This window comes from Bradyrhizobium sp. CCBAU 53351, from assembly GCF_015291745.1.
GTDB lineage: Bacteria > Pseudomonadota > Alphaproteobacteria > Rhizobiales > Xanthobacteraceae > Bradyrhizobium.
Genome location: NZ_CP030060.1, coordinates 30,905 through 50,370 on the forward strand (window position 1 = coordinate 30,905; position 19,466 = coordinate 50,370).

Annotated in this window: 15 protein-coding genes and 10 pseudogenes; 16 read left to right on the forward strand and 9 right to left on the reverse strand. The window is 58.9% G+C overall.

Annotated features, from left to right (window positions below; translation table 11 throughout):
- Position 1 precedes the first annotated feature (1 nt).
- The gene (locus XH83_RS39880) at positions 2 to 769 is read right to left on the reverse strand and encodes a hypothetical protein (RefSeq protein ID WP_206733544.1); all 768 of its coding nucleotides are present in this window, start codon (positions 767 to 769) and stop codon (positions 2 to 4) included.
- Between XH83_RS39880 and XH83_RS39885 the strand changes: the two genes are divergently transcribed.
- A complete protein-coding gene (locus XH83_RS39885; RefSeq protein ID WP_206733545.1) occupies positions 768 to 1,016 on the forward strand; it encodes a hypothetical protein in 249 nt (82 codons plus the stop codon). The two genes, XH83_RS39880 and XH83_RS39885, sit on opposite strands and share 2 nt — an antisense overlap.
- A 237-nt stretch (positions 1,017 to 1,253) precedes the next feature.
- Here XH83_RS39885 and XH83_RS39890 read toward each other — a convergent pair whose 3' ends face one another.
- From XH83_RS39890 to XH83_RS35165, 3 genes and pseudogenes are all read right to left on the reverse strand, one after another.
- Positions 1,254 to 1,649, reverse strand: a complete 396-nt coding sequence (locus XH83_RS39890; protein WP_206733205.1) for a hypothetical protein — start codon at positions 1,647 to 1,649, stop codon at positions 1,254 to 1,256.
- Entirely contained in the window at positions 1,621 to 1,911 is a 291-nt protein-coding gene (locus XH83_RS40460) for a hypothetical protein (RefSeq protein ID WP_347339917.1), read from the reverse strand. The genes XH83_RS39890 and XH83_RS40460 overlap by 29 nt, the downstream gene beginning before the upstream one ends.
- Positions 1,908 to 2,197: pseudogene (locus tag XH83_RS35165) on the reverse strand (chorismate-binding protein); the annotation flags it as partial. The pseudogene XH83_RS35165 and the gene XH83_RS40460, both read right to left, overlap by 4 nt.
- A 154-nt stretch (positions 2,198 to 2,351) precedes the next feature.
- Here XH83_RS35165 and XH83_RS35170 point away from each other — a divergent pair.
- The 4 genes and pseudogenes from XH83_RS35170 to XH83_RS35185 form a co-directional block, all read left to right on the forward strand.
- Entirely contained in the window at positions 2,352 to 2,693 is a 342-nt protein-coding gene (locus tag XH83_RS35170) for a hypothetical protein (protein WP_128929782.1), read from the forward strand.
- A gap of 35 nt (positions 2,694 to 2,728) precedes the next feature.
- Positions 2,729 to 3,193, forward strand: a pseudogene (locus XH83_RS35175) (helix-turn-helix domain-containing protein); the annotation flags it as partial.
- A 526-nt stretch (positions 3,194 to 3,719) separates the two neighbouring features.
- Positions 3,720 to 4,534, forward strand: a pseudogene (gene ltrA, locus XH83_RS35180) (group II intron reverse transcriptase/maturase); the annotation flags it as partial.
- Positions 4,525 to 4,899: pseudogene (locus tag XH83_RS35185) on the forward strand (IS630 family transposase); the annotation flags it as partial. The pseudogenes ltrA and XH83_RS35185, both read left to right, overlap by 10 nt.
- A 100-nt stretch (positions 4,900 to 4,999) precedes the next feature.
- Here XH83_RS35185 and XH83_RS35190 read toward each other — a convergent pair.
- Together XH83_RS35190 and XH83_RS35195 are read right to left on the reverse strand one after the other, a co-directional pair.
- Positions 5,000 to 6,066, reverse strand: a pseudogene (locus XH83_RS35190) (hypothetical protein).
- A 245-nt stretch (positions 6,067 to 6,311) separates the two neighbouring features.
- Positions 6,312 to 6,982, reverse strand: a pseudogene (locus tag XH83_RS35195) (DUF6088 family protein).
- A gap of 166 nt (positions 6,983 to 7,148) precedes the next feature.
- Here XH83_RS35195 and XH83_RS35200 point away from each other — a divergent pair.
- The 4 genes and pseudogenes from XH83_RS35200 to XH83_RS35215 all read left to right on the forward strand — a co-directional run.
- The gene (locus XH83_RS35200; protein WP_128930177.1) at positions 7,149 to 7,706 is read left to right on the forward strand and encodes a hypothetical protein; all 558 of its coding nucleotides are present in this window, start codon (positions 7,149 to 7,151) and stop codon (positions 7,704 to 7,706) included.
- Positions 7,703 to 8,383, forward strand: coding sequence for a hypothetical protein (locus tag XH83_RS35205; protein WP_308421722.1), 681 nt, complete (start codon positions 7,703 to 7,705; stop codon positions 8,381 to 8,383). The genes XH83_RS35200 and XH83_RS35205 overlap by 4 nt, the downstream gene beginning before the upstream one ends.
- A gap of 917 nt (positions 8,384 to 9,300) precedes the next feature.
- Positions 9,301 to 9,630, forward strand: a complete 330-nt coding sequence (locus XH83_RS35210) for a hypothetical protein (protein ID WP_128929781.1) — start codon at positions 9,301 to 9,303, stop codon at positions 9,628 to 9,630.
- A pseudogene (locus XH83_RS35215) lies at positions 9,621 to 10,102 on the forward strand (transposase); the annotation flags it as partial. The gene XH83_RS35210 and the pseudogene XH83_RS35215, both read left to right, overlap by 10 nt.
- A gap of 51 nt (positions 10,103 to 10,153) precedes the next feature.
- Here the strand turns inward: XH83_RS35215 and XH83_RS35220 are convergent.
- Positions 10,154 to 11,070, reverse strand: a pseudogene (locus XH83_RS35220) (IS3 family transposase); the annotation flags it as partial.
- 835 nt (positions 11,071 to 11,905) lie between these two features.
- Between XH83_RS35220 and XH83_RS35225 the strand changes: the two are divergent.
- From XH83_RS35225 to XH83_RS35245, 5 genes are all read left to right on the forward strand, one after another.
- Entirely contained in the window at positions 11,906 to 13,495 is a 1,590-nt protein-coding gene (locus tag XH83_RS35225) for a hypothetical protein (RefSeq protein WP_232995614.1), read from the forward strand.
- A gap of 9 nt (positions 13,496 to 13,504) precedes the next feature.
- A complete protein-coding gene (locus XH83_RS35230) occupies positions 13,505 to 14,185 on the forward strand; it encodes an HAD family hydrolase (protein ID WP_128929780.1) in 681 nt (226 codons plus the stop codon).
- An 81-nt stretch (positions 14,186 to 14,266) separates the two neighbouring features.
- Positions 14,267 to 15,094 (forward strand): NAD(P)-dependent oxidoreductase, encoded by an 828-nt coding sequence (locus tag XH83_RS35235; RefSeq protein ID WP_206733206.1) that lies wholly within the window; start codon positions 14,267 to 14,269, stop codon positions 15,092 to 15,094.
- A 308-nt stretch (positions 15,095 to 15,402) separates the two neighbouring features.
- The gene (locus tag XH83_RS39895) at positions 15,403 to 15,573 is read left to right on the forward strand and encodes a transposase (RefSeq protein WP_232995656.1); all 171 of its coding nucleotides are present in this window, start codon (positions 15,403 to 15,405) and stop codon (positions 15,571 to 15,573) included.
- Positions 15,574 to 16,316: 743 nt separating this feature from the next.
- Positions 16,317 to 16,544, forward strand: coding sequence for a hypothetical protein (locus XH83_RS35245; protein WP_188637434.1), 228 nt, complete (start codon positions 16,317 to 16,319; stop codon positions 16,542 to 16,544).
- On the opposite strand, the pseudogene XH83_RS35250 reads toward XH83_RS35245, so the two are convergent.
- Positions 16,508 to 16,716: pseudogene (locus XH83_RS35250) on the reverse strand (transposase); the annotation flags it as partial. The gene XH83_RS35245 and the pseudogene XH83_RS35250 overlap by 37 nt on opposite strands.
- A gap of 244 nt (positions 16,717 to 16,960) precedes the next feature.
- Here XH83_RS35250 and XH83_RS35255 point away from each other — a divergent pair.
- The gene (locus XH83_RS35255; protein ID WP_232995613.1) at positions 16,961 to 17,920 is read left to right on the forward strand and encodes an IS110 family transposase; all 960 of its coding nucleotides are present in this window, start codon (positions 16,961 to 16,963) and stop codon (positions 17,918 to 17,920) included.
- Between the two features lie 328 nt (positions 17,921 to 18,248).
- Here the strand turns inward: XH83_RS35255 and XH83_RS35260 are convergent.
- Positions 18,249 to 19,109: pseudogene (locus XH83_RS35260) on the reverse strand (IS256 family transposase); the annotation flags it as partial.
- Between XH83_RS35260 and XH83_RS35265 the strand changes: the two are divergent.
- Entirely contained in the window at positions 19,090 to 19,425 is a 336-nt protein-coding gene (locus tag XH83_RS35265) for a DUF4365 domain-containing protein (protein ID WP_128929778.1), read from the forward strand. The pseudogene XH83_RS35260 and the gene XH83_RS35265 overlap by 20 nt on opposite strands.
- Positions 19,426 to 19,466 lie beyond the last annotated feature (41 nt).

The window sequence follows — 19,466 nt, forward strand, 5'->3', positions numbered from 1 at the left end:
CTCAATAAGTCGATGGGTGACCCTGGCAAGTCGCCGCGGGTTTCCTTCGCGAGGGTAGGCGGAAGATCTTGGAGGAGGCGACTGCACCAGTGCGACGACATTCGGCGACGGTGCGCGCGATAACCTCGCGGTCTCGCGTGGCTTCCGCTAGGTGGTCGCTGACCGTATTACCAGTAACCGGATCGCATTCCCCGTGGAGCGGGCCGACGCAAACCGGGCACATGCCGTCATCGGCATGGCCATGCTCGTGCATCCAGGCGGAAAGCCTAGCGTACAGCTGCGCCCGCCGCGCGCGGTCGGGGCTCGCAGCAAGCGCGGCCAGCGTCGCCGCCTCGGCATCGATCTGCGCCAACAGTCTGGCGACCACCGCGATCTCGTCGGCGCTCGCCGACAGGGCCGAGAGCCGCGCGATGGAGGGCAACTCGCTGAGATGCTTCGATAGCTGTTCGATGGCTGGCCGAATGCTCGCCTCGAGGTCGTCGCGGGCCTTCTTGTCCTCGGGGTTGAATTGTTCGCCCAATACTTCGCGCGCCTTGGCCAGTGCCGTCGCCTTCAGGGCCGCGAAATGCTCATTGATCTTCTGGATTCCGCCTTTGGAATCCTCAGCATCGACCGCAGGTGCATCTCCTTCGAATGCGATGGCGGGAAATTCCGCGACGGCGCCGGCGAGGTCGTCGGCAGCCTGCTGGTAGCGTTCTACGACTGATGCGTTGGGCTTCGAGTTCCTTGGTCGTGCGCTTGGCAATCCGCTCGGACGCTTTACCGGCATGCTTGGCGAGATCGACGAGGTCAGCGAGGCCGGTCAGGCGGGCGACTGCCTCGCCGAGTTGCGACGTAGAGCCGACCGCCAGAAACGGCAGCAGCGCGGGCATGGTCGTCGCAATGCGCGAGGCAATTGGGTCGATGCCGATTGCGTCGAGATCGGGCGGTGTCTCGGTGATCTTGCCGCGCGGGGTGCGGCCCTCCTGGTGGCGGAGGGGTGGCAGCGGGTCACCGTGGGCGTCGACGAAGGTTAGCTCGACCCAACTGTCGGCTGGAATCGCCTCGCCGTCCGCAGGCAGATCGCTAGCTTTGTGTGGCATAGGCGTGATTGCCGACATCGGGTGCGTCGTTACCGTGTCGTCGTTGCGCGCGGCCTCGCAAACGAACTCGGTCGGTCCCTCCTCGGGTGGGCGCTGGGAGCGGATGAGGTGACCGGTCAAACACCAGACGATGGCGTTGGCGATGGACGTCTTGCCCGAACCATCGGCGCCCTAGGTGACAGTCTTGCCAGATTCGAAGACGAACGTGTCGGGAGGCGCGGTGGAACGACCGTAAACGTGCAGCCCAGCAAACCGGTGTGCGACGACCTTTACCAGCCGCAACACTTTGACAGTGCGAGCTTGACCATCATCAGCCGCGGTCTCCAGCGTCGGCGGCTCCGTCCCAATGACGTTGATGATTGCCTCGACGTCGCCTGCGGAAAGATTACCGGCCCACTTGCCCCGATTGCGGCGATACCAATCCAACACCGCGCGGGCATCGTCTGAGTCTATCGAAAGATGGTCGCCCGCGGCGACAGCGACGGCTCGCCCGCCGATCAAATCGGCGAGCAGTGTGTCGGTAGTAAGCAGATGAATGTCACGCGGTGCCGGTGAGTCTTCGTTCACGTTTGCCCCCTTTGCCGGCACTTACCCTGTGAACGCTTATCAGTCCAGCGAATTGAAGGTCCGGCAGCGGCGATGTTCCTTGCGGATCCAAATTCAGGACCGGCAACTTGAGTACAAGGCTGACCGCGCGCGGCTTGAGGCCAACAAGATCGCTGATGCTCGCCAAGTCGTTTCGGACGACCTCCGTTGCTTGATCAAGCTCGCGGAAATAGCGGGCAATGTTGAAGGCGAAGGAATCGTAGTTGTCAATGATGGCAATCAAAGTGCACCAGCTGCTTCAGCACGAAATGCATCAAAGATCCGCTGAGCCTTGGCGAGCGTCTCCTCGATTCGGCCTCTGGGTCCGACAGCACCGTTATTCCACCGCCGGCATGAAATACGGCCAGGTCGTCGTCGATCGTGACAGTGCGGATCGCAATGTTCGTGTCCATGTGCCCGTTGAAGCCGATCGCCCCGCAATATACCTCTCGCGCCACGCGCTCGATTTCCGCAATAATTTCCATCGAGCGCACCTTCGGTGCCCCGGTGATGGAGCCGCCGACGGCGCATCCACACGACAATACATCATTGCGCGATCGATCAGCATCACGCGGCCCTACTGCGCAGGGCGGTATCACTACCGGGGGTTGACACGCAAAGATTTGTTGCACCACTATGGCCAACCGATACTAGGATGCAGACCAATCGAGCGCGGACGCGAACTTGACGATCGAAACAGCCACAATCCCCATCGTCCGGACACCGAAAACCAACGGCATCGTCCCCCTCGATCTCGTCGAAGCGATGTCAGTGGTCGCCGCCTCTCGCGCCACCCTCGCGATCATCAAAGCCTACGAAGCGGCCGGCGTGACCGGCAATGTCATGGTTCCGCTCGTCACAGACTGTCCAGTTGATCCCGCCACACTCGGCCGGGCAATACGGCGGGTCTGGAAAGCCGCATTGGAGGATGTTGGAAACGGAGGCTCCGTACGGGTCGAACTCCGACCTAGAGCGGTTCACAGATTTATTGAATCGGAAGGGATCCCGGATCTGGGGCGAATATGATTCAAGATGCTGGCTGGGCTGGAGGCCAGCATCTGATGGTCCGACCAATTTCCAACGATTTGCGTAAGCGCGCGGTATCCGCTGTTGCCAAGGGTGAGAGCTGCCGATCTGTGGCGGAACGGTTTGGCGTTGCGGTCTCGTCAGTCGTGAAGTGGTCTCAGCGTTATCGAGCGACCGGCTCGGTAGCCCCCGGCAAGATGGGTGGTCACCGCAAGCCTGTGCTTGATCCGCACCGGGCCTTCATCGTCGAGCGGATCACCGAGACGCCGCACCTGACGCTGCATGGTCTGAAGGCAGAGCTGGCAGCCCGTGGGGTCAAGGTCTCACACAACGCAGTCTGGCTGTTCCTGCGCCGGGAGGGGCTGCGGTTCAAAAGAACACTGTTCGCCCTCGAACAGGCTCGCGCCGACGTCTCTCGTAGGCGCCTGCGTTGGCGATCTTGGCAGGCCGGGCTCGATCCGGGCCGGCTCGTCTTCATCGATGAGAGTGTGCTGCAGACAGCGGAAGGAGTTCAAATGAACTAAGACCGATGGTGAAGCTGCGAGAAAGATGGGGGCGGGCCCCCGAGATCAGCTTTCAGGGGCGGGTCTCAAACCAATCCGAGCTGCTGCGGTAAAGAGCTGTGGTGGTGAGCGTCGGATCAGAAGTTCGGAATATACCGAGCAGGTGAGTGTCCGAAAGACGAACGAAAGTGAACCCTCCTGAGACGCGTCGTTATTAATTCAAGTGTCGTCAAAACCAGGACCGTCTCGTCAACCTGGGACACGTCCGCCAGATGCCTGACGACTGGGCGGGCGGCGACCGGCGTAGAGGGGGCGTGAGTCGGACACAGGCTTTCGCGTGGAACTGCAGGAACCAGGCTCTTGATGCCAAGGGAGAAGCGCAAGCGGTGCCAACCGCGAGGCGGGAGTACCGATGCAAGAGACTGGGGCGGACCGATCCGTAGGAGCGTTGAGGGCCCTGTAATGGGGACGGAGCAAAGGGATCGGGTCAGGTAGTCGTACTCTTGGACCAACTGGAAACAGGATGACTTCGAACAGTGCGATAAACAAGCCGTTCTCGATTGAGAAGCGGCGAGTGTACGAAGCGTACAAGGCGGTCAAATCCAATCGCGGAGCGGCTGGAGTGGACGGACAGACCTTCGAGATGTTCGAGAAAGACCTTGCAGGGAATCTCTACAAGATCTGGAATCGGATGTCGTCGGGGGTGTACTTTCCACCTCCGGTGCTCGCCGTCTCCATTCCAAAGAAGACCTGCGGCGAAAGGACTTTAGGTGTGCCCACTATCAGCGATCGGATGGTGGTCAAACGGATGATTGAGCCGGAACTGGAATCCATCTTCCTGCCGGACTCTTACGGTCACAGGCCAGGAAAATCGGCTCTGGACGCCGTGGGCGTCACGCGTCAGCGGTGCTGGAAATATGATTGGGTCCTGGAGTTCGACATCAAAGGACTGTTTGACAATCTCCCGCATGATCTTCTTGCTGAAGGCGGTCCGGAGACACGTGAAATGCAAATGGGCGCTGCTCTACATCGAAAGATGGCTGACGGCATCAAGGGAAAAGGACGGGAAGCTCGTTGAGCGGATCCGCGGAACCCTCAAGGGGCGTGATCAGCCCAATACTGGCCAATCTGTTCCTGCATTATACGTTTGATCTCTGGATGGCGCGGACACATCCCGACCTTCCTTGGTGTCGGTATGCCGATGACGGACTGGTGCACTGCCGGACCGAGCAAGAAGCAGAAGCCATTAAGGCGGAGCTTCAAGCGAGGCTGGAAGTGTGCGGACTTCAGATGCATCCGACGAAGACGCAGATCGTTTACTGCAAGGACAACTCACGGCACCCTTCGTCTTCGACGGCCCGATCAATGGCGAATGCTTCCGCGCTTACGTGAAGCACCTGCTCCTGCCGACCTTGCGCGAGGGCGATATCGTCATTCTCGACAATCTCGGAAGCCACAAGTCGAACGCTGTCAGACAGATGATCAAGGCGGCTGGCGCCAGGCTCTGGTACCTGCCGCCATACTCGCCCGACCTCAACCCGATCGAGCAGGCATTTTCCAAGATCAAACACTGGATGCGGCAAGCCCAGAAGCGCACCCTCGAGGACACCTGGCGCCATATCGGTCACCTCGTCCAGGAGGTCCAGCCCCGCGAATGCGCCAACTACTTCGCAAACTCAGGTTATGCTTCAATCAAAATGTGAAACGCTCTAACGAGGACGCGGTCGATATCATCGCAGGACCTGCAACGGACATCCGTCCCGACAAGTCGAGCAAAGCCAGCTTCCCGCAGCCGTCGTCCTCTTAGAATCCATACGGCCGTTCGGCCCAGCGCAGAAGCACTCGAGCATCCCGATTGGGCAAGATGACACGCTGATCGCGGAGGCCCTTGGCGATGGTTTGACCAACCTCCGGCTCGACGCGATTGCCATGCGTAATCAGAAAAAACCAGCCGAATGGAACGCCGACTTCACGGTCGATCGCTTCCACGCGGTCCATCAAGAAATGGACGGACGCACCTCCCACGCCAAGCCTCTCGTCCGGCAGATGAAGGGGACGCGGCACAAATCCAACCTCGCGCGTGCCTTTGTGGTCGTAGTCGCAAATATCGAGGGCCCAGTGCGCGTAGACGCGTTCAGCCGAGGCGCTCGATTCGTCCCAGTCCTGGAAGAAACGGTTCTCCCGCGGTACGAACTCGAACCAGTCCGGCACCAGTTCAAGAAACGGCGTCTCGGTTGTGCCCTCCCGTGTCACTTCACGCACCGCACGACGTTCCATCTCCGGCCGCTGCGCCTCGCGCCTCTCGCGCTCGAGTCGGGCGCACCGCGTAAGGTAACTCCGAACGTAGATGACGCTGCTGCCCGCGCGCCCAAGCATCCGATAGAGCGGACCCGCGATGACCTTGTTGTCGGACATCTCTTCGTGCGTGATCCATGACGGATCGAGTAATTCGTCCTTGCCCCAAGGGCGGTACGTCGATTGACGATCGGCCCCGCACGCGATTCGACTTCCCGGCCGAGACGGATTTGCACATAGTCCGCCGCGCCCGATCCAGTCGGCGCGAAGGCGTAGACCGTCTTACCGCGCCATTCAGAAGTCTGAAGATCGCTCTGGCGCAATCGCGTCCAGAGCGCGCCGATGTCGCCGTTGTTCTTGGCAAGCTCGGCTTCCATCCACGACCGGTATTCTGCGATCCGTGTCCCGTCAGCGGCGATCACCGAGCGTCTGTCGCGCCAATACTGGTCATCGATGGCCGCCGTCGAAAATGGGAATCCAGCAAACGTCTCTGTCAGCGCGGCCGCCAGCGCCGTTTCGTTAGCTCCGATCGGAAGACGGGCGAGGACCGCCTCGATCGTGGCGGGATCGGGCAGTCGTGCGGAACATTCTCCGGAGGCTCATCCATGACTTGATCCCATCATCGGAGCCTGTTTCGCCGCGCGCTCGATCTCTTCCATTGACGCCAGGATGTGCTCGAACCGAAGCCCCGCCGCAAGATCATTGGCGTCATGTTCGCATAGTCACGCGCGAGCGCGTCGATCGGCGCACGAGGCCGGTTCGCTGTCGTTAAGAAAAGATCGAACTTCTCGCCGGATGACCTCCTTGCAAGCTGCGCTGCTCACGAGCCATCCTCCGGTATGGCGTCGTCACGCTCGAGCAAGGGCCTAAGGAAATCCTGCATCCAGATCGGCATAGCTGACAGACCTGCGCGAAGATCGTCGCGAATCACCCTTCCATGCTGCGGATTTGCAAACAGTCTGTTCAGGAGGTTCACTATTGGCTGTCGATCATACCTACTTGTCATCATGTCCTGCATCCAATAGAGCGCCTGCACGACGCGCATGCCTGGACGTCCGGCCCAATAGAGACGGCTGGGCGCTGCCGACTTGAAATGGATGACCTGCTTTCCAAGGATGATCGGCTTCAGGCGGGCGTCGATCAGGACCTCGATGCGCGATGGGACGGCCCTGGTGAAGCCGAGATCATTCGCGGTAGTCATCCCGTCAACCACGACGCGGGCTTGGTCGCGGCGCGCCACGGCCTTGATGACGGCGCGATAGTCGGGGATTCCCAGCTTGCCCGTGAAATTGCTCTTTCGCGGCCGGTCGTAGAGGCCACGATCGAAGCGGCGTAGTTCGCCAGCCACGACCAGGCGCTGCAACGCCTTGTCGACGGTCGCACGGCTTCCGAAGTCGGCGAAATTGTCCATACCTCTGTGGGTGCCGCGTCGATGCGGGCAATGAGCCGCGATCGGAGGTCCGGGGTCGGCTCCTTGAGCGTGTCCGAAATATGATGTAAATTTCGGTCGGAAGCAACTCAGCTGCGATGGAATCTTTGACTGGAACTCGCCCGTTTTGAGCGGTCAAAGGACCTAAGACCTCGGACCAGTTGACGGACACCCGTCTGCACGCATACTGTCCTCAGTCCTAGGACAGAGGACATGCGCGCGGAACCCATGAAAAGTCAGGATATTGTCGTCCTGCTGAAGCTCGTGTGCTTGCAGGATCATGAGCACGCCGGCGGGGTAGGCCCCTTTGGCCAAGATGGCGAAGACCCATACTCGGTGCGGGGACTCGAGACGTCCCTCGGAATCAGCAAAACCGAAGTCGCCGCCTCGATCAAGCGCAGCCTTGCATCGGGTATGGCAATTAAGCGCCCGATGACGAGCCGTCCCGATCCCAATCGCAGGAACCTGCGCGACTTCATCACATACGGCCTGAAGTTCGTTTTTCCGGCAAGCCCGGGTCCCATGCAGCGCGGCATGCCAACGGCATTCGCCGCCCCGGTCCTGAAGGACTTACTCTACAGCGCGGGTAGCCTGATTCATGTTTGGCCTTATGCGCGCGGCCGCGAGATGGGGCAGTCCGTCGCGCCGCTGTTCAAGACTGTGCCGAAAGCCGCCGAGAGGGATGATCGCCTCTATGCCTATCTGGCTCTCGTCGACGCAATACGGCTCGGCAATCAGCGCGAAGCGAGTCTCGCGGCCAACTTGCTCAAGGAGAGACTAGGGTGACCATCCAGGGGCATCTCAAGGAAATGCTGAAGACAGTCGCCGGCGCACTCGGCGATGAGCTGCGTGCGCGATTGGTCTTCGTCGGAGGCTGCACAACCGCTCTCTACATAACGGATCCGGTCACCCTCGAAGGAGTCAGATCGACAGATGATGTCGACCTGATCGTGGATCTCGTCGGCTTCCCGGAGTGGGCAAAGCTGGTGGATCAGTTGCGAACGCAGGGTTTTTCCGAGACACCCGAGGACAATGTCATCTGTCGGATGAAGCTTAATGAACTCAAGGTCGATTTCATGCCCGACGACGAGAAGATCCTCGGTTTCAGCAATCGTTGGTACGCAAAGGGCATCGAAACAGCTGTTGAGACGCCCCTGGATGATGCCATTACGATTCGTCGCCTCACGCCGCCCTTGTTCATCGCAACGAAGCTGGAGGCTTATCGCGGAAGAGGTAGTGGGACCTTATCGGCAGCCGCGACGCCGAGGACATTCTCCTGCTCGTCGACGGGCGGGAGGAACTGCTTGACGAAGTTGCCGCCTCCGATGCAGACATTAGCTCATACATTGCCGAGCAATTCGGAGCGCTGCTCGCAGATCGCGACTTCGATCATTTCCTCGAAGGAAATATTCGCGGCCCGGTGGGGCGTGCTGACATTGTTCGCGACCGATTCGTTGCATTGAGCCAGTTGGGCAACGGCTGATATGGCGTTTGCAATCCAATGGCACAGCCAGCAGGGAACGAGGACGACCGACAACCGGGATTGCGCCGGGATCGGCATACGCCAGACGTCGGCCCTCGCCATAGTGCTCGACGGTTCGACCTCTGGAGCAGAGAGCGGAGCCTTTGCCCACGAGATTGCGCGTCGGATGGTCGATTGGTACGTGTCGACCGACGAAAACATCACCGCGGGGGTTCTCACAGCTCAACTTCGCGCGACGCATGCTAAACTGTCGAAACAGTTTCGGAGGGATTCGGCGAGTTACCTTCTGATGCATGTCGGCGCTGCTCAAACAGCTCTCGTTCTGCACGCAGGCGATTGCCTGGTTGGCCGTCAGGCGCCGGCGGGTCCGATGTCCTGGCTAACCCAGCCGCACACGCTTGCCAACTCGGTGTCGCAGATGACGATCGGCGACCTTGCGAACGATAGCGGTCGTCATCGCCTCACGCGAAGCTTCCGCTCGCGAGAATTCGTCGAGCCAGCTTTCTGTTCAATTGCGCTGGACGACACGCCAGTGCTCGTGGCGACTGACGGGTTCTGGGCCGAGCTGGATCATCGCCAGCAGAGCGCTTTCATCCATGGTCGCGTTCCGGAGAACGCCGGAGAGAGACGACCGCAGCGTACTTCAGATCACACGACTCGGAAGAGGCGGGTTGTCCAAGGTCTCACGGAGCGAGCCTCCTCGCAGAATCTACATGGTCTGCAAGCGCAAAATTGTCGCAAATTTTGCCCCTCTCGATCGAGACAAATTTCGTGGCGTTGAGACGTGACAGATTTTGTGTGGAATTGACCTGGCATGGACGAGTTTTTGGCTAACGAGATTCTAAATTTCTTCTCTTACGGTGCCCGCGGGCAATTGAAGACCGTGGAGTGTTCTGGATGTTTGCCAAGTTGATGCTTCGCGTTCGTGGTCAGCTGATTGCGGGTTTTGCAGCGGAATGTGCGATCATAGCGCTCTCATTCGGATATGCGGTTTTCGCAGTTAGCGGAGTCTCAACCACCGTCAATGAGATGGTGGGTCTTCGTACGCCGGTTGCGATCGCCAGTGCCGAGTTGGCCGGCAATACCGTAGTCTTTGTCGCTTCCGAGAAGGCTTCGGCTAACCTAGAGTCGGTTGCCTGCGCCACTGAGCAGATGAGCTCATCAGTGACCGAAATCGGCCGCCAAGTGTTGGATGCCGCGCGCATTGCGAGCGCCGCGGTTCGATAGGTGCCGTCGGCGACATTCGGCGCTTTGCCGATCCGACCAGGCTGGTGAGCTACCTGGGGCTGAACCCGAGCGTCAGGCAGTCTGGCGAGGGCCCCTACCATGGCAGGATCACCAAGCAGGGCTGCGGCCAAGCTCGCGGAATGCTCGTCGAAGCAGCATGGGCTGTAGCCCGTTCGGCGGGACCGCTGCGTGCATTCCTTCAACGTGTCGCTGCACGACGCGGCAAGCACATCGCGGCAGTCGCGACGGCGCGGAAGCTGGCGATGATCATCTGGCATATGCTGACCAAGAGCACTGACTAAATCTGGACGAGGCCGGCCCTGCTGGCGCACAAGTTCCGGAGCATCGAACTGCGCGCTGGACTACCCACCAGCCATGCCAAGCGTGGATCGGCCTATGATACAACATCCCCGCGAAGAGGGCTGAGGAACGAGCAGGCGTGGAATGCGCCGAGAAGGAGTATACGAGATTGGCGGCCAAAGCCGCGATCCCGACACAGCAAGGCTTCTGCAACATAGGGCTTGTCTACAACATCCGTGTCGGTCGGCTTGCCGGGCTGCGAGAAGTCCAGCATGACGCCGCGCTGGTAGGCCCACAGGTCAAGATCGCGCGACACGAACTCGCTGCCTTGATCGACGCGGATCGTGGCCGGGAAGCCCGCTTCTTTGCAGGCCCTTTCCAGCACCGCCACGACGTCGGCGCCGCGGAAGGTGAACCGTGGCGCCAGCGCCGGTGAGAACCGTGAGAAGATATCGACGATTGTCAGCACGCTAAGCTTGTGTCCTGTTGCCAACTGGTCATGGACGAAGTCCATCGCCCAGGTCTCGTGGATCGCGTCGCCGGCTTGCGATCATCGCGCAGCTTGACTTTGACGCGGCGCTTGGGCCTTTTTGTTGCGCAATTGCAGGCCCAACTCGCGATAGACGCGCCGGGTCTTGTTCTGGCACGGCGCCCATCCTTCACGACGCAGCAGCACGTGAACGCGGCGATAACCGTAGCGAATGCGGGCATGACAGGTCTCCTTGATCTTCTGCTCGAGGGCAGCTTGGCCGGAGCGACGGGACTTGTAGTGGTGGGTCGACCTGTCAAACTAAAACGCCGCACAGGCCCTGCGGATCGAGACCTGCCATTCGTTGCGGACTTCGTCAACCAGCTTGCGCTTCCGGCAAGGCCTCATAGCCTTCGGCGGATCACGTCCTGCGGCATCTCCTTGTCGAGCGACAGGCCCGCGACCAGTTTCTTCAGCTTGCCGTTCTGGGCCTCGAGCTGCTTCAAGCGCGGCATCTCCGTCGGCAGCAGTCCGTCACACTTCTTCTTCCAGTTGAAGTAGGTCGCTTGGCTGATCCCGACCTTGCGGAAGATCTTCGCAGCCGGGACGCCATCGTTGCCCTGCTTCAGGATGAACGCCTTCCGGGCGTCCGAGAACTTCGAGGCCTTCATCGTCCTTCGCTCCTCCCAGCCGAGGGGATTCGGCAGCGAAAACTCTAGCCAAAGTGGTCCAGCTTGCCGGCCTCAGATCATGTCGTTGAACCGACACGCACGATGGTTTCACCGAAAGGGTTAAGTGTTGGCGCCCTGCCTTCGGTCATGAAGCGCTCGAAATTGAGCGATCTTAACGTCGCTACCGTGTTGCCCCGTTGCGAGCGCTTCTAAGCCTGCTCGTTGTCGTCGCGCTCGCGCACAACCGTTCGGCGCGGCGAAGGACGTTGATCATCGAGAGGAGATCGTCAGCGTCGGCTTCAATGCGGCTCTTCACTCGCATCCCAGTCGGAAACTGAAGATGTCGGCGACCGCGTCCAAGACCTGCTCGCCATCTGTCTGGAGCCTCTGATTCCGATCCTGCGGTGTTTGAAAAGGCGGTAGGCCTGAAGCAGGTGCTCGATTACGACTCGGTCGCCGGATCAGAAGGCCTGGTGCGGCTCGAAATCGTCATGCTCGCGCATGTGAGGGGACTGCGTCGCAGGCAAGCTCGAGCGGGTCCGTGGGACCATAGGACACCGAGAACCAACAGTCAGAGCTTGGCTCTTTTCGTACCAACGCGTCGCGCTTCAGACAACGTGTCGGGAGTCGGACGACGCGAAATCATCGCTGGCAAACCAAATGGCCAACTCTTTTCGAATTCCGTCGGCTCTGGGGGCGCGAGCCGAGTGATCTAAGGGCTGGTATGGCGCTTGCTTAAAGAGAGGCGGAACCACGTCTACGCCCCCTGGCGATTAAATACCTTCGCCTGCGATGGACCTAGGAGATCGGTTCTTTAGCACGAGGAGCTAATAGCATGTCCGGTGTTGCTGCTGCGTTTCTATGCTCTTCAAGCAAGTCACGGGCGACGGTTTATGATCGGCTCAAGCACATGGTTCCGAAACTTGCATTTCGCGGTCAGGCGGGGGTCGGCATTGCAGCTTTCATGCACAAGGAAGGTGTTCGATATGCGAGAGCGCTTCAGTCCTCATGCGACTCAGTGCGCATTGAGCACGATGAACAGGATCCGAATTTTAGGCCCCATGTTGCAATCGCCCATATCCGTAGCCGATGCCGCGGAATCAGCGATGGCGGGGACCTTCAGCCAATTCACAACAATGCGGGCACCAGCCGCAGTTTGGCAATTTCTCTAGATGGAGCCTTGGTCAATGGCCGTGAACTCAGGGGAGAATTGCTTGCCCAGGGCTATAGGTTGGGCAGCAACACAGATGCTGAGCTCTTGCTCAAGTGGATTGAAGGCTCTTGTGAAAGAGACTATTGGCGGCACGGTCTGCCCGTCAATTACGAAAACATCTTTCGCGACATTGATGACCGAATTGATGGCGCTATTAGCGCGATTCTCCTGGACGGAGAAGGAAATCTGGTTGCATACCGTAATCGATGTGGTTTGCGTCCATTGGAAACTATGCAAACAGATGACGGGTTCTTGCTGGTTGCTTCGGAAAATTGTGCCTTTGCCGATCTGGAGGGTAAGACACAGCAAATCTTACCAGGGCACATCAGGTATGTAGACGGGAAAATGGGGTACTGCGTTGATCGTTCCGTGAGCAACGGGCAATACAAAGCCAAACTCTGCGCCTACGAAGCTCTTTACTTAGGAAATCCGAACACATCGGTCGAAGGCCAATCACATTTCGAAACCCGTTACAACATCGGAGCCGCCCTTGGTGGCCTTGTTGCGCAGCGACTGCAAGGAGAACTAGGCTCCACACTCACAATCGTTTCCTCCATGCCGCATACTGGCGGGCCGTACGCTGATGGTCTGTTTGCATCTCTCGTCGAATACGGCGTGTTCGCCCAGCGTCGGGAAGTAGTCTCAACGCAATTTTTTCAGCGAACTCTAATCGGTACACCCAGCGAGCGAAAATGTCTCATTGCTCAAAAGTACCGCGTATCGGAAACGAGCCTTGCTGAAGCCGCGATAATAATTGTCGACGAGGCCCTCATTCGTGGCGATACCAGTCAGGCTGTCACGAATATGCTGCTTGCCGCTGGGGCCAAAGCCGTACATTGGGCGATCGGTTCGCCGCCCATAGTGGCTCCTAACTACTACGGCATGGGTATCGACACACTAGATGAGTTGGCATTCTGGCAGATATGGAAACAATTGCCGCCTGAACAGCGCACGCAAATCCTTCGCTTTCACAAGATGGAGCCGCAAGATCTCAAAATCATCGAAAGCAATATCGCGGCATCCATCAACGCGGCCACGATAACGTATCTGCCGTTTCCACTTCTAGTATCGTTGTTGCCCTGCAGGCAAGACGGCGTCGATTTGTCACCGTTTACATTCGAGATGCCAACCCCTGCGGGGCAGAAGCGCGCGAATAGGAACTTGCGCGAATTAGCGGCCGATCTTCCCTATTCGGAATCGATCCTTGCTTGAGGTCAAATCATGAAACCGGTTCTCGTCTTTGATTGGAATGGAACGCTGCTCGATGATACGTACGCACTGCTCCAAACGACAAATGCCATACTAGATCGCTTTGGTCATGCAACAATCGACATGAGCACCTTCCGGGAACATTGCGATGTTCCGCTATCTCTTCTTTATCGCAGTCTCGGAATGTCGCAAGACGAGGTTGCGACGGTGGATCGCGATGGCAGTGCAATCTTTCACGACACGTACGAACCTCTTGCGGGTAAAGCCGATCTGCGCGAGGGCGCGCGCAGGGTGTTGGAGTTAGCGCACCAAGAAGCAGCTTCGTCCATCATCGTGAGCAACCATATAGTCGATCCTCTGCGCTCCCAATTGAGAAGACTTGGGATCGACGACTACATCAACGATGTGCTCGCCTTTGAAAACCGCACTACCCAATATAAATCGATGAGCAAGGGAGAGCGGCTTCGTCTATACATGCAGAAAAACAACCTGAAGCCGGCGTCAACCTTCATCATCGGCGATATGCCGGTCGAAACGGATATCGCGCGCAATCTCGGACTCGTAAGCATATCCATTACCGGTGGATTTGTTTCGGAGTCGCGCTTGCGCGCGGCGCGTCCTGACTACACGATTAACAACCATCATGAGCTGTTACCAATCTTACAAAGGCACGGGTTTTTTCGGAATGCATAAATCATGATTGGCGAGGAATCATCACCCAACGTCGCTCCTAAAACGGCGAAGCAGAGAATAGGCCTTATCGGAGCTGGACGCATGGGAACCGGTATCGGTATCAGCCTATTGCGTCACCAAATCGAGCTGCATATCAAAGCGAACAAAACTCGCTTCGGTGCGGATCGCTTGACTGGTGCAGGTGCCCATGAACATCCTTCGATCGCCGAGTTGGCGCGGCATGTAAACGCCGTCGTGTTATCCTTGCCTTCCAGCCGCGAGGTTGAGGCAGTATGCCTTGGGCAAGATGGGCTGTTCGTCCATATGCCCCGAGGAGGGTTGATAATTGACTGCTCGACGTCTTATCCTGCTTCAACGGTCGCACTGGCTGAGCAGGCGCAAAAATGCGGCCTAAGCTTTATGGACGCTCCAGTAACGCGGAGCCCCGAACAAGCAGAGCTAGGCCTTCTCAACGCGATCGTTGGATCGAATGAAAAGCTTTTTCCTGTCGCTGAGGGCATTCTTGGTGCGTTTTGTGAGACCGTTCTTCATGTCGGAGATGTCGGACAAGGTCACAAGCTCAAGCTTGTTTACAACAGCATGACTATGGGGATAGCGGCGGTAGCCGCGGAGGTTTGCCAGTTTGCGTGCGGCCTTGACGTCGATCTCGTAACACTCCGCTCTCTGGTTAGTCGGGGCTCCACCAATAGCGGAATATTTCAAGCCTTCGTGTCCTTTTTGTTAGGCGAGAAACCCGATGTTCTGGCAATCTCAATCGCGAATTCCGCAAAGGATATTGAGTGCGCTGTGCGCCTGGCAGGCGAGAGCGCAGTTCCGGTGCCGGTCTTGGCTGCCGCCGCACACAAATTAAATGTCTCAGTTGTTGCGGGCAAAGGCGAACTCACACTACCTCATCTGTCTCGCCCATGAGCTCCTCGGCCTATTCATAGCAATCGAGAGCGGGCTCTAACCGCGGAGCGAGTGCAGATCGTCGTTATGGAGAGGTGTAGCTGGCGGGGCCGCGGCCCTCTATCGGTCTGCGCATTTTCATCGATGCAGTGTACGCATCCGGGCAACCCTACGATTACCCACATTTTTTGAGGTGTACTGTGCCGAAAAACTTGAGTCGCCAGAAACGCTTGTGATTCTTTGACGGGTACCTGATTCGAGAAGAGGTGCTCTATGGACTGACTTCACGCGCGCGGGATGAGAAGGCGGATCGGTTGACGTCTGACGCGGTGACCTGGTTTGACCGTGAAGCAGCGCTTTGCGAATTCCATGACACTCGGCTTGGCGAGAGAATTCGCATGCTGCTGAAGCAGATCGGCGGAGACATCGGACAGAGCATTCCGATGGTGTGCCAAGACTGGGCTAATACCAAGGCGGCCTATCGTTTCTTTCTCCAATGAACGAGTAAGCGAGGCCGACATCCTGTCACAGTGCCGGCCTTTGGCATGAGTTGCATCGTGTCGAGACATGATGCATCCGCGCCACGTCCGCGTTTCACCGTATTGGCGACCGGCGCGAGTACATCTGATTGGCAGCTTCATTCCACGAGGCGACCTAAGTGCGGCAAGGCCGCCGCTTTTGTTGACCAGGCGATTGCCGGCATCTGAGCCGCTTCGCGCGAGAAGATCGGTGCTTTCCCGGTACGACGTTTGGAATTGTGCGAACGGATTGTCGGGCGGAGGGAGCTCCAGCCACTCGTCGTCGTACTCGGGACGGTCGTGCTCGAGTCCGTAGTCGAAATCTTCGACCACGTGGTGGGAGCCGGTGTTGGTTTCCTGATGGTTCTCGACGCCCTCCGGATACTCCCAGACCCTAGGGAAAGTCTTCCCAATTCCGGATGCTTAATAACGGCTTCATGGTGGAGCTCCGGTCCCATCTGTCGCTCGTCGCTGCAAACGGCGTTCCAGTCCAGCAGGTCCGAATCGATTTCGTGTATCTCGCCAAAACGTCGATGTCTGATACGGGCGGTTCCATTGCAGTAGACGTACATCACCAGCGATTTCCCGACTCTTTCCGATGGCATCATACCATCGGAGCGCGCCCGCGGTCGAAGCGGATTGTCGATCGCCGATAACCGACGAAGGAGTGCACGACCGGCGTCGAGCAATGGACAGGAGTCGGATCCCGCGCCCAACATACGGCCATGAAGAAGGTCGTGAAAAGCGATGTCATCGGACAGCAGGGAATGTCCCTCATCGAGGGAATCGTTCTCTTGGAGTTCATGTTCTATCCGACCGGCGGCGTCGAAGCGGAGATCGACGGCTTCATCGAGTTGCGTGACGCCGAAACGGGCGAGGTCGCAACTGGTAGTGTCCAGTATCTTTCGCACATTGATCAGGCGACGACTCCGGTCTCAGAGAGTTGCTGCTGATAGAGCGGTCGCATATTCATGTAGCATTTGGTCGACCACGCGTTCCGGCAATGTGCCGCAGCCGTGCCACTGCCAAGTTGAGACAGGATTGACCGTCAGGAAAGGCGCCGATGACACGGGTTCGTCGCCGGATCTCCTTCATGATGCGCTCGAGCGGATTGTTAACCGGTATGAGGATGGCGCGGTCACTGTTTCCGCTACTGGCTTTTCGAACTGGTGGCATATGCTGCGAGTATCCGGGATAGAGGCTCCGGGAGCACGAAGGTGCGGGCGGCCGGTTCGTACGATGAGCTGCGAGCTCGTTTTGTTAGGTGGCCGCCTCTTACGACTCGCCCGGTTGCGCCGAGAGCGCGAATCCGTAGTTGTCGTGTCGCCCGCCGCTCTCGTTATCAACGTGGCGGGTAGGAAAGACGGACATGCGACGCGTAATCGGAATGGATATCCACCGCACCTTCTGGGAGGTGGCGATTTGGGAAGGAGGCGTGCTGCGGCACGCAGGCCGGGTCGACATGACCCGCGTGGCACTTGAAGGCTTCGGGAGGACGCCTAAGCCGACGGACGAGGTCGTTCTGGAAGCGACTGGCAATAGCATGGCAGCGTCGCGCGTACTGTCGCCTTTCGTCGCCCGGGAGGTGATCGCCAACCCGCTGCAGGTGAAGGCGATCGCCCATGCGCATGTGAAGACCGACAAGGTTGATGCAGGCACTCTCGCGAACCTTTACGTCGCGGGCTACTTGCCCGAAGTGTGGACGCCGGACGCGGTTACCGAGCGATTGCGCCGGCTGGTGGCGCGGCGTTACCAGATTGTACGTCGTCGAACACGCGTAAAGAATGAGGTGCATGCGATCCTTGCGTCGCATCTTGTTCCGAAGTGCCTTCACTCTGACCTGCTCAACCAGCGCGGCCGAGTGTGGCTTGCACGGCAGGTCGTGCCGGCAGATGAGCAGCCGGCACTTGAGCGGAATATCCGTGAACTCGATCGGCTCGCCGAAGACCAGGCGGAGTTGGACCGCGAGATCGCACTGAGTGTCATGGGCGACAGTCCCGTGCGAAGGCTGATGACGATCACGAGCGTCAACCTAACGGTGGCCGTCGGCATCATCGCGGCGGTCGGCGACGTCACGCGAGTCAAGAGCCCACAGAAGCTGGTGAGCTACTTCGGCCTGAATCCACGGGTACGCCAGTCGGGCCTCGGCGCTGCCCATCATGGGCGCATCAGCAAGGTTGGTCGCAGCCACGCGCGGGCGATGCTGGTCGAGGCGGAATGGGGTGCTGCAAAGAGGCCTTGTTCGTTCGCATCAGGGCGAAGCGGGGGCATCAGATCGCGGCGGTCGCGCTTGCCCGTAAGCTCACTGTCCTATGCAGGCATCTGCTGACCAAGCAGGAAGACTATCTTTGGGCGCGGCCGGCTCCGGTGGCGAGCAAGATGCGCGCCATGGATGGAGGCTCAGGCGGGGCGGCCGCAGAAGAAAGGCAATCGCCGGGGGGACCACTTACGCCTATAACGTCAAGTCTCTGCGCGACCAGGAACGTCAGGTCGCCGAACTCGCCGAGAAGAGTTACGTACGATTTGTAACGTACTGGAAAGTATGTCCGCCGAGGGCGCGGCGCGCGGACGCCTCAACCCGATAAGGCTTGAATAGGCTGCCTGGCCGCGCTTCCAGCCGACACGCCGCTCTTCGCCACGAGGTCGCCCGCGCCAACCGCGGCGCGGCTCTCTTGGGTATGAATGGCCTTGAGCATGTGGCTCACCTCGCGGACCCGGGTCGACGGCACGAGGCTGAAGACATTGCGATAAAAATGCACCATGCGGCGCTGATAGCGTACCCCCCGTAGTAATCCGTAACGCTTTCGGCAAGACCTCGGCAGGCATCGGAAACCACCAACTGCACGCCCTTGAGACCACGATCGACGAGATGCCGCAAAAACGATGACCAGCCGGACTTGCCTCCGTGGCACCTTCACAGATGCCGAGGATCCCCCGGAATCCCTCGGCATTGACGGCCGAGGCCATCAGCAGCGACACGTTGCGAACTTCACCGGCCCAGCTGCGCTTCATCACAATGCCATCGAGATAGAGATACGGATGCTCGTCCTCGATCCTGCGATTCCGCCATGCCTCGATCTTGGCATAGATCTTCTTGTTCAGGTTCGACACTGTGCTCGGGCTGACCCGGGTGCCCCACAGCGCCTCCGTGATGTCTTCGACCCGGCGAACTGAAATCCCGGCCAGATACATCTCGATCAGCGCCTCCTCAACCGAGCTCTCCCGCCTCTGGTAGCGCTCGATAGTCGCCGTCTCGAAGGTTTGCCGCCGTAGCTTCTGGCCTTCAAATTGACGTCGCCCGCCTTGGTTTGCAGCGTTCGTTCGTAGCTGCCCGCCCGCGTGTCCTGCTGGGCCTGGCTCCGCTCATAGCGTCCGACACCGCACAGCAGGTCCGCTTCGGCCTCCAGCATGGCATTCAGCGTCTCTTCTACCGTTCCGCGGACCATCTCGCCCAGGTGATCGCGAATCCGGGCTTCATCTATCTGGATCACCTGACCCATGGCATTCCCATCGTTCATCCAAAGCTCCTTCATTCTAGAAGAAGCCGTCAGTGCTGAAAGAGCGAAAGATTCTGTACGCAACCTGCTCCTGCGGGTCCAGGGCAAGGCCACTGAGCGCGAACGACTGCAGGTGGAGACCGAGGAAACGTTCGAATTCGCGTGCGCCGACGCTGACATCGAATACTGGACCAAAGGCACGGCTCCCGTCCTGCTGATCGTCGTGGCTCTGAAGACGCGGAAGGCCTACTGCAAATCGCTGAAGGAGTGGTTTGCGGATCCGGAGCGCCGTAAGTCCCGCAGGTCGTCTTCGAGAAGGCGAACCTACCAACGCTAAGGGGTGTCCCAATGGGGCGATCTGAGTACAATAGGACCTAT